Source organism: bacterium (assembly GCA_040755795.1).
Lineage (GTDB): Bacteria > UBA9089 > CG2-30-40-21 > CG2-30-40-21 > SBAY01 > JBFLXS01.
The window spans coordinates 1-4,808 of sequence record JBFLXS010000321.1; the positions used below are offsets into that span (position 1 = coordinate 1).

Consider the following 4,808-nt stretch of genomic DNA (forward strand, 5'->3'; position numbering starts at 1 on the left):
CGTCTCTGCGATGAATTAATCTAATCGCACAGGTGGATAAATTTTCTACCAATATATCGTTCCTACGGAACTGATTGATTTGTCTATCTATTCCTACCGATATTATGTTCCTAACGGAACGATTATTTTTATGCCTTATTTATGGGTATTATCCTAATGTAAACTTCCAGTTAATAACCGCTAAAAGCCTGTGGTTACCAGCCTTCCCGAGTCCCGAGCCCCGATTTCTAGGAGAAAGGAAGTTTCACGCAAAGCACGCAAAGAACACAAAGTGAAATAAGGGAAAAATTACATTTGCGTCCTTTGCGTGAAACCTAAGACGCGGTAAGGCTTACGAGAAGTTCTTCATAACCATCAGTTACTCTCTCCCAGGTATATTCTGCCTTTTTTATTCTATTTACTGCTCTCTTTCTATAGTCGGCGACGACATCAGGGTTATCGACAAGATATTGCATTTTTGGGCTTAAATCCTCGGTTGACCTATCATATAAAATAGCGGCTTCACCCACTACCTCTTCATTAAAGGGCACATTTAATGCCAAAACACAATTCCCATAACCTAAAGCACTTAATAAAGCAGGGTTTGTCCCACCAACTTCATTCCCATGAACATAGGCATAGCAATTACAGAATAACTCTTTGATGTGGTCTTTTTCATACACAGGCGGCATAAAGATTATTCTTTTGTCTTTTGTCCTTCTTAGTTCTTGAACAAACCGACTTTTATAACCTGTCCCACCAACTATAACCAGTTTTTTATCTGTTTTTACTTGCTCAAATGCTTGAATGGTTAAATCCGGGTTATTTTCTGGCTCCAATCGGGTGACCACAAAAAAGTAATTATCCCTGTCTAAATTATACTCTTTAAGAATGTTGGGATTTGAAGAAGTTTCAATGTCCGCCCCATAGGGAATGAAGGTAGCGGTCGTGTTATACCGTTTCAGGTAATATTGCTGGATAGCCTTTGAATCTGCTATAATCTGGTGACATATCTTTGTCGCCAGATATTCGGCAAATTGATAATAGGTTTGAGCTGTCTTACCCCATTTCCTTCTTTTCCATTCAAGTCCATCAACATTGATGGCTATCTTCTTTCCAAATAACTTTGGAATGACGCATAACGGGCTATTAGCCGCATTAAAAACAAGGATAACATCAACCCGCCCAAACAAAACATGAATCATAGAAAAAAAGGTATGTGAAAAGGTATCGGCTATTTTTGTTCTAACCGAAGGGAGGTGAATGAGTTTTACCCCTTTAAATTCTTTAGGTCGGTCTGGTGAGTTGCTATTTCGACAATAGACTATTACCTCGTGTCCTTTCTCCACCAATCGCATACTCAATTCCTGAACGCAGGTTTCGAACCCACCATAGCGAGCAGGTATTCCTCTTGTGCCAATAATAGCTATTTTCATAGAATCCCCTTTCTATAAACCTCCAGCGTCATTTTTGCCGTATTTTCCCAGGTAAATTTCTTAGCGTGAGCAAATCCTTTTTGTCGCAAACTTGCTTGTAAATTATTATCAGACAGCACCTGATATATTCCCCCGGCAATTTCATGGACAGAATCAGGTTTAACTAAAATAGCCGCATCCCCGGCTGTTTCAGGCAAGGCACAAGTATTGGAGGTAACTACTGGTGTCCCACAAGCCATTGCCTCTAAAACAGGTATGCCAAAACTCTCAAATTGCGATGGTAAAACAAAAACATCTGCCCCACTATACAACCCCGGAAGTTCATTATGCGGAATTTCACCAGTAAAAATAATATCATTCTCTAACCTTAATTCCAGACACCTTTTATAAATCTCATCATAAAGCCAGCCCTTTTGCCCGACAATAACCAATTGATGTCCAATATGTTCAGATTGCTTAAGTTCATAAAATGCCTCTATCAATCTCACAATATTTTTGCTTGGCTGAAGCACGCCTACAAATAGAATATAATTTCTTTTAATCTTATATTTTGCTAATATTCTCTTTTCTTTAGTCGGGACAAAATCTGGCGAAACACCATGAGGGATAACAAAAATCTTTTCCTGCGAAATGCCCAAAAAATTAACAAGGTCATTTTTACTAAAATTAGAGATAGTAATGATTGCCTCAGCTTGTTTGGCTGAGCGAGGAGTTTCCTTTTGTTTCCACTTCACCCTTTTACTCCCTAAAAACTCAGGTCTGCGTAAATAGGCTAAGTCATGAATGGTGACAATAGACTTTCCAGAAAGCATTCTCGGAACATAATCAAAAAGCCCATGGAAAAGGTCAATTTTGCCTGTAAATAGTTCGATTGGGAATTGGAGTCTTTTCCAGATAAGAGAAGGAATCCGACAATCTTTCCTTCCGTAACCTGCTTTTTTAAACAAAGAGTAGAATTCATCAGTTGTCTGACGATGCTTATTTCTAAAGAAACTAAAAAACAATAAATACTCATTTTCTTTATCCACTTCACTCAATGCTTGAACAAGATGGAAGATATATTGATAAACCCCACCTTTTTGTGAAGATGATTGTCCGGCATAGGTTGCATCTAAAGCAATCTTCATTATTTTTACCTCTAAAATAATTTCTTGAACAATTTGTTAACCTCTTCCTTTGCTTTTTCTTTAATCTTTTCCTGTTTTTCTTCTATTATTTCTTTAATCTCTTCCTTTTCTTTTTCAACCTGTTGATGTATTTTTTCCTTAATTTTTTCCTTTTCTTCTTTAGTTTCTAATTCAATCTTTTGTTTTATTTCTTCTGTCCTGGCAAATTCAGGCTCTTTAAAATTACCTTTAATTCTAAACCGAATACCCATCCTGTCTTTTTTATCACCCAGGAATGGAATTATTTTCCCTAATTTAGAGATTTGTTTTCCTAATCGTCCGGGGAATGTCGCGGTCATATTAAAGTCCATATCTAAGTCAAGGGATATTTTACCACTACCTAATAATTTAATTAAATGACTTCTCAATTCAAAGTCATCAGTTGATATTATTCCATCTTCTATCTTAAATGTCGTTAATATGCGACATTGACTCAGGTTACGAATCACGCCTAAAGTCAGGAAAGCCGATAATCTATCTAATATCTTTAATCCTTTTATCTTTGCATCTTTTAATTCTACATTTCCAGAACCTTCTAAATTTTCTTTTAATTGATTTAGTTTAAATCCCGCTCCTTTAATATTTATCTCTGAACTCAACTTACCACAAACAAACCTGTTATTTGTCTCAGAAAAACTTGATATGATATTGGTAATTTCGATTTGGTTTGCATTAGCAAAGACAAAATATCGTGGCAATTTACTACCCAAATCTATCGTTCCAGAAACCTCTACCCATCCATCAGAAACCTTACTTTTTAATGCCTTAATCATCAGGATATTCCTAACACAGTTAAAATCAGTATAAAACTCCTTACCTGTAATTTTCTTAAAAGACCATTCATCTACATTAATTTCCCCTTTTACATCTAATTTATATTGTTGGTCAAATTTCAGATTTGGGAATGCTTCAATAAATTCACCATAACCCTCTATTATTTCATCTAAAATAAGTTGTTGTGAGCGAACCATAAAATTTATCTTAGGATTTTTGAAATTTTGGAGTTCTCCCTGCATATTAAAATCAGACTCACCGAATTGGCCGGTCAGGGATAGTAAGTTCATATCGGATTCTGTAAATTGCAGCTCTAAGTTGATGTCTTTAATACCGTTCCTTACCCCATCATATTCTACTTTACCACTTTCTAATATCACCGAACCTAAAACCTGTAAATTTTCATTTAGCCTGCTATTTAAAGATACATTTATTTTACTTTTACCAGCGAGTTTTAGCTTTTCAATGTCAGGAAATGGAATTAATCTAATTATATTAGCTATAGAGAACTCATTACTTTTCAAGGTTATGTTGATTAATTCATCTTTTAGTCCTCCTTCGAGTTCGGCTTTTAAATCGGCTAATGTAAATGTCGCTGTAACTATTTCTATTACTCCTGAATCCAGGTCAACCTCAACCCCACCTCCGAGTTTAAGATTAAGTCTCCTCCCACCTATTTCCCCGGCTCTGACTCTAAATCCAATTATCCCTTCTCTTTTATTTAATCCATCTATTTGAATATCAATCTTTTCAATAGATGTTTTCAATTTTGGGGAAATTCCCTCATCTAAAAAATATATGCTTCCTTTTTTTACCTTTATCTTATCTATTTGAAAAGAAAAGTTACCCGCTTCTTTCTCTTTTTTATAAGTATTCTTTTTCAACAAATCTGTAAAATTCCATCTATTAGATTTATTTCGCTCGATAAAAATCGTTGGTTCAATAAATAAAAGATTAGTAACTATTAACTGTCTTTTTAGCAAAGGGAAAAACCTATATTTCAAAATAAGTCTCTTGTTTTCTGTCAACGCTTTACTCTTAAATCCTGACTTGTTAAAGATAACTACATCGTGTAATTCAATGCCGGTCAAAATACCAATTTTCAATCTGCCTATTTCGACCTTTCGTGCTAAATTTTTCTCTAACTGGTTTGAAATAAATTTGGTTAGTTGAGGTGAGGAAATAGTAATAAACGGAAGGATAATAGCCCCAAGAACTAAAATTAGAATAAATATACTGATAAAGATTACCGATTTCTTTTTCATAATCTCTTGTTATCATTAACAACCACTTTAGAATTTTTGGAAGTGTTCAGGTCATTGCAAGATATCTAATACTCGATATTCAAGTTTTTTTAAGATTAAGTGGTTTATCCTTTTTTAACCGCAAAGAACGCAAAGAAATTAACCGCAAAGAACGCAAAGATTATAGTGCTCTGTTAAGATTGAATTTG

3 protein-coding genes are annotated in these 4,808 nt (G+C 35.0%); all 3 read right to left on the minus strand.

Annotated elements, in window-relative coordinates:
* Positions 1-314: 314 nt before the first annotated feature.
* Genes AB1414_15705 through AB1414_15715 form a run of 3 tightly spaced genes read right to left on the minus strand, consistent with a single transcriptional unit; the run spans position 315 to position 4,620 of the window.
* On the minus strand, positions 315-1,415 hold the full coding sequence (locus AB1414_15705; protein ID MEW6608865.1) for a DUF1972 domain-containing protein: 1,101 nt from the start codon (positions 1,413-1,415) through the stop codon (positions 315-317).
* Positions 1,412-2,542 (minus strand): glycosyltransferase family 1 protein, encoded by a 1,131-nt coding sequence (locus AB1414_15710; GenBank protein ID MEW6608866.1) that lies wholly within the window; start codon positions 2,540-2,542, stop codon positions 1,412-1,414. Before AB1414_15710 ends, AB1414_15705 begins: the two co-directional genes overlap by 4 nt.
* Positions 2,543-2,553: 11 nt before the next feature.
* On the minus strand, positions 2,554-4,620 hold the full coding sequence (locus AB1414_15715; protein MEW6608867.1) for an AsmA family protein: 2,067 nt from the start codon (positions 4,618-4,620) through the stop codon (positions 2,554-2,556).
* Positions 4,621-4,808: the final 188 nt, after the last annotated feature.